Genomic DNA, 3,919 nt, shown 5'->3' with positions numbered 1-3,919 from the left:
CGATCCGATCCCCGCATCGCTACAGCCCACCCCGCCGCCAACCAGCAGCAGCAGCGAATCAGGCCATGAGCGATTCGAACAGCCGAATTTCCGCAACCTGCTAGGGCACGATGGTGCCAACGCCCTCATCCGGCGAGAAAAACCGGGGACCCTAAAGCGTAAAGTGACGGCGCCTCGGGACCGTGGGATCACCCCCGCCGCCGCCGCGTCTCCGCCGCCTCGTCCAGCACCGCCTGGGTCTTGCGCGCGGCGCGCTTGGCCGCATCGGTCGCGTAGCGTTCCGCCATCAGCTCGACTGCCCGTTCCGCGGCGCGCGCCTCGGCGAGCAGCGCGCGCGCGGTCGCGACCGCAAGCTCGGCCGCCTCGGCCTCGGCTGCCGCCTCGCCCGCGCGCTTCAGCCCCGCCGGAAGCCAGACGCCATAGAGCGCCGCGTCGGCAGACGCCTCCTGATCCAGCAGAAGCAGCGCCTGCGCGGCCGCCTGCTCGCGCGCGCGCGCCTCGGCCAGCGCATCGGCGAGGTCGCGCTTCGCCTCGTCCACCGCCAGCCGGCGCAGCCGCGCGAGTGTCGCGAAGGGATCGCGGCGCGCCCTCACACCTCGCCCTCCAGCGCCGCAGCGAGCTTCGCGAACGCCGCCTCGGGCGTGTCCGCCTCGGCCTTCTCCTGCGCCAGCACCGCCTCGATCGCCGGGGCACGGCGCACCGCCTCGTCCACCTCCGGATCCGCGCCGGGCTTCCAGGCGCCGAGGCGCACCATGTCCTCCATGTCGGCGTGGATCGAGAGCAACCGGCGCGCGCGCGCGACCAGCGCCTTCTGCTCGTCGGTGAGGATGCCGCTCGCGGCGCGGCTCAGGCTGCGCAGCACATCGACCGCCGGGTAGCGGCCGCGCTCGCCGATGCGGCGATCGAGCACCACGTGGCCGTCGAGGATGCCGCGCACGGCGTCGGCGACCGGCTCGTCGTGGTCGTCGCCCTCCACCAGCACGGTGAAGAGCCCGGTGATGGAGCCGCCTGTGCCCTCGATCCCCGGCCCCGCACGTTCGAGCAGCTTCGGCAGCTCGGCGAACACCGAGGGCGGATAGCCGCGCGTGGCGGGCGGCTCGCCCGCCGACAGGCCGATCTCGCGCAGCGCGAGGCAGAACCGCGTGACGCTGTCCATCATCAGCAGCACGCGCTTGCCCTGGTCGCGGAAATGCTCGGCCACCGCCATCGCGGCATAGGCAGCCTCGCGGCGCATCAGCGGCGGCGCGTCGGAGGTCGCGACCACCACGACCGAGCGCGCGAGCCCCTGCGGGCCGAGATCGTCCTCGACGAACTCGCGCACCTCGCGCCCGCGCTCGCCGACCAGGGCAATCACGGCGACGTCGCAGTCGGCCTTGCGGGCGAGGCTCGCCATCAGCGTGGACTTGCCCACGCCGGAGCCCGCGAACAGGCCGAGGCGCTGGCCCTGCCGGCAGGCGGTGAACAGGTCGAGCACGCGCACGCCGAGCGGCAGGCGCGGACCGAGCCGGGCACGCGCGGTCGCGGTCGGCGGGCTCGCGCGCACAGGGCGCGCCACCTGACCGCGCGGCAGCGGCCCGAGCCCGTCGATCGCATGGCCGAGCGGATCGATCACCCGGCCGAGCCAGGTATCCGTCACCGCGAGGCCGGGGCCGTTGATCTTCTCGGCCCAGAGCCCGGGGCCGAGCCCGGCAAGATCGCCGAGCGCCATGGCCTGTGCCTTGCCGCCGCGGAAGCCCACGACCTCCAGCGGCACGCGCCGGCCGTCGCGCGCGGTGGCAACCAGCCGATCGCCCACCGCGAGCAGCTTGGCGATGCCGTCCACCTCCACCATCAGCCCCGTGAGACCGGCGATGCGGCCACGCACGCTGACGCGCGAGAGCGCGCGCAGCGCGTTGGCCACCGCATCGATCCGGTCATGGACCGGCTGCGTCCGCAGCGCCTGGGCGGCGCCGGCGCGGCCGGCGGGACGGTCAGCTTGTGTCAGCACGCCGGCACCCTCGCCGGTCCGGGTTAAGGCATCGCTAGCGCGGGATCAGGCCGACCGATCTTTGCCGCGGAGATGCATGCACCCGCACCTACCGCGCGATCGCGCGCTTGTTGCCCTGCTCGTCCAGCGCGACGAAGGTGAAGATCGCCTCGGTCACCTTGATGTGGCCCTCGCTGTGGCGCGGCCGGCGCCAGGCCGAGACGCGGTAGCGCAGCGAGGTGGTGCCGACCGAGAGCAGCTCGGCCCAGACCGTGACCTCGTCGCCCACCTTCACCGGCCGCTTGAAGGTCATCGCGTCGATCGCGACGGTGGCGACGCGGCCTTTCGACTCGCGCATGGCCGCGAGCCCGCCGGCGAGATCCATCTGCGCCAGCAGCCAGCCGCCGAAGATGTCACCTGCCGGGTTGGTGTCGGCCGGCATGGCGACGGTGCGCAGCGCGGGTTCGATCGCAGGCGGGGTGTCATCGCTCATGTGAGGTGCGGGAGTCCGAGATAGGTTTCCGACTGCATCTCCATCAGCCGCGAGGCCGTGCGCTGGAACATCGCCGCGTTCTCGCCGCGCTCGTAGAGCCGGTCGGGGATGTCGGCGGCGGAGGCGATCAGCTTCACACGATGGTCGTAGAGCGTATCGATCAGGGTGATGAAACGCCGCGCACGGTCGAAGTTCGCCGGCGAGAGGCGCGGGACGTGGTCGATCAGCAGGGTGTGGATGTGGGTGGCAAGGGCCAGGTAGTCGGCCGGGCCGAGGGCGGCGCCGCAGAGCGCCTCGAAATCGGCGCGGGCGACCCCGTTGGCGGCGAGCGGCAGGTTGAGGCGCCGGCCGAGCACGGTGAGCTCCAGCGGCTTGCCTTCCTCGCCCGCGAATTCGAGGAAGGCCGCGTCGAGCGCGGCGTCGGCGCGCGCGTCGGCCGGCGTGTGCCAGACGCCGACGGCGGCGAGGCGGTCGCGGCGGTAGTCGCGGGCGGCTTCCAGCACGATCACGTCGAGGCGGCGCTTGATGAGCTCGATGAAGGGGAGGAAGCGGTCGCGTTGCAGCCCGTCCTTGTAGAGGTCGTCGGGCAGGGTGTTGGAGGTGGCGACCACGACGACACCGCGCGCGAACAGGGCTTCGAAGAGGCGGCCGAGGATCATGGCGTCGACGATGTCGTGCACCTGGAACTCGTCGAAGCAGAGCAGGGCGGCGTCGGCGGCGATGCGGTCGGCGAGCGGGGGGATGGGGTCGGCGCTGCGTTCGGCGGCCTTGCGGAAGTCATGGATGTGGCGGTGCGCGTCCTGCATGAAGCGGTGGAAGTGCACACGGCGTTTGCGGGCGAGGGGGACGGTGTCGAAGAACAGGTCCATCAGCATGGATTTGCCGCGGCCGACGGCGCCGACGATGTAGAGGCCCTGGGGGGCGTCGGTGTCGTCTTCGCGGGGGCTCTTGTCGCGGGCGAAGCCGAGGCGGGCGCGCAGGGCGGAGAGGAAGCCGCCGTGCGATGGCTGCGGGTCGTAGCCTTTGAGCGCGCGCCAGAGTTCCTGGAGGCGTTCGGCGGCGAGGGCTTGGGCAGGGTCGTGTTCGAGCAGGCCGGCGCGGACACGGTCGCGCAGCGCGGGCAGCGGGCCTTGGGCGGCTTGTGGGGCGGGTGCGTGCATCGGGCGCCGGTGGCCTATCCCGGGACGGATGTGGGTTCAAGAAATGGGGGGTGCGGGGGCAAGGACCAATGGCCCTTGGCCCCCGCGGGTTTGTTTCGCTTGCGCGCGAAGCGCGAGGGGGGGCGAAGCTCAAGCGACGCGCAGCGAGCGGGGCGTGGGGGTGTGCTGGCCAAGTGACACCAATACACTGGGGTCTATCGGGAATTTCGTGTTTGGGGCCTTACGCTGCTGTTGAAGGAGCCCCTGCATGCCCCGCCGCAAACCGCCTTCGATCCCGGATGACCTGCTGGATCAGTTCCT

The 3,919-nt window shown here is 72.2% G+C and carries 4 protein-coding genes; all 4 read right to left on the bottom strand.

Annotated elements, in window-relative coordinates; genetic code table 11:
• Positions 1-188: 188 nt before the first annotated feature.
• The 4 genes from F563_RS0120910 to zapE all read right to left on the bottom strand — a co-directional run bounded on the left by F563_RS0120910 (position 189) and on the right by zapE (position 3,619).
• The gene (locus F563_RS0120910; protein WP_019016640.1) at positions 189-593 is read right to left on the bottom strand and encodes a hypothetical protein; all 405 of its coding nucleotides are present in this window, start codon (positions 591-593) and stop codon (positions 189-191) included.
• Complete coding sequence (gene fliI / locus F563_RS0120905; RefSeq protein ID WP_019016639.1) at positions 590-1,987, bottom strand: flagellar protein export ATPase FliI; 1,398 nt, start codon at positions 1,985-1,987, stop codon at positions 590-592. The genes F563_RS0120910 and fliI overlap by 4 nt, the downstream gene beginning before the upstream one ends.
• 88 nt (positions 1,988-2,075) lie before the next feature.
• Positions 2,076-2,459, bottom strand: coding sequence for an acyl-CoA thioesterase (locus F563_RS0120900; protein WP_019016638.1), 384 nt, complete (start codon positions 2,457-2,459; stop codon positions 2,076-2,078).
• Positions 2,456-3,619 (bottom strand): cell division protein ZapE, encoded by a 1,164-nt coding sequence (gene zapE, locus F563_RS0120895; RefSeq protein ID WP_019016637.1) that lies wholly within the window; start codon positions 3,617-3,619, stop codon positions 2,456-2,458. The genes F563_RS0120900 and zapE overlap by 4 nt, the downstream gene beginning before the upstream one ends.
• Positions 3,620-3,919 lie beyond the last annotated feature (300 nt).

It is taken from the genome of Elioraea tepidiphila DSM 17972 (assembly GCF_000378465.1).
Lineage (GTDB): Bacteria > Pseudomonadota > Alphaproteobacteria > Acetobacterales > Acetobacteraceae > Elioraea > Elioraea tepidiphila.
This window is presented reverse-complemented; position numbering and strand designations above follow the sequence as displayed.

What these genes read in the sequence shown, in the direction of transcription:
- F563_RS0120900 (WP_019016638.1), bottom strand. Translation starts at nt 2,459, where the DNA reads ATGAGCGATGACACCCCGCCTGCGATCGAACCCGCGCTGCGCACCGTC.
- zapE (WP_019016637.1), bottom strand. Translation starts at nt 3,619, where the DNA reads ATGCACGCACCCGCCCCACAAGCCGCCCAAGGCCCGCTGCCCGCGCTG.